Raw genomic sequence first — 965 nt, forward strand, 5'->3', positions numbered from 1 at the left:
TCGAGTTTGGAGTAAATTTCCTTGGATACTACTGTGCTGTAATAGTTACTCCATCCTTTTATGACTGGATTTAGGTGTTTGATTAATGCGTATTGTGGGGCTGTTTTATAAGCCTTGATAACCGCCTTAATTGCCTTGTAATGCTCCTTGACTGACTCCTTGCTTGGTTTTATGTTAAGTTGGAATAACCGCTTTCTCCCCATACCAATATTCGTGGCCCTGTGTTTGCCAACTGTATAATGGCGGATATTAAAACCTAAAAAGTCGAAACCTGGCTCTCCCCCTTCTTCCGAGAATTCGTGGGTATGGCAGATTCTTGTCTTTTCGGGTTTGAGCTTTAATCCAACTTTTTTAAGCCATTGTTCAATCAAGTCACGGGCTTCTAGTATGACTTCTTTAACTGGTGCAAGTACCACGAATTCATCGGCATATCGAATGATTTTCGGGCGATAGTTTTGTTCTTGCTTTCCATCAATGTATTTGGTTCTAGGGAAAGCATTAACAACCGAGTTTATCATCCCATGTAAGGCAATGTTTGCCAGGAGTGGGCTAATGACTCCCCCTTGTGGAGTTCCTGACTCTGTTACCTCAAATACGCCATTGTCCAAAACTCCGGCTTTGAGCCATTGTTTAATTCTCCGTTTGTGCACGGATGGACAATCTAGTTTGGACAGCAAGTAGTCATGGTTAATTCGGTCGAAGCATTTTGCAATATCTGCATCTAGTACCCAGTTAGGTTTCTTATGAACCTTCTTGAATATGGCGTCAATTGCGTCATGCGCTGACCTCCCTGGCCTGAACCCATATGATTCAGCCTCAAATCGAGCTTCCCATTGCGGTTCCAGTGCCAGTTTAACCAAGGCTTGCTCAGCTCTATCCTTTATTGTCGGAATCCCTAAAGGACGCTTTTCATCACGACCTGGCTTAGGAATCCATACTCTGCGTAAGGCGCGGGCTTTGGATTT

At 43.6% G+C, this 965-nt stretch carries 1 protein-coding gene; it reads right to left on the bottom strand.

The features are described 5' to 3' along the window. Nucleotides 1-965: group II intron reverse transcriptase/maturase (gene ltrA / locus LKK83_RS02565; RefSeq protein WP_324629227.1), on the bottom strand; the 965-nt coding region annotated here is incomplete at both ends.

It is taken from the genome of Phormidium sp. CCY1219 (assembly GCF_035615515.1).
Taxonomy (GTDB): Bacteria; Cyanobacteriota; Cyanobacteriia; order Cyanobacteriales; family Laspinemataceae; genus CCY1219.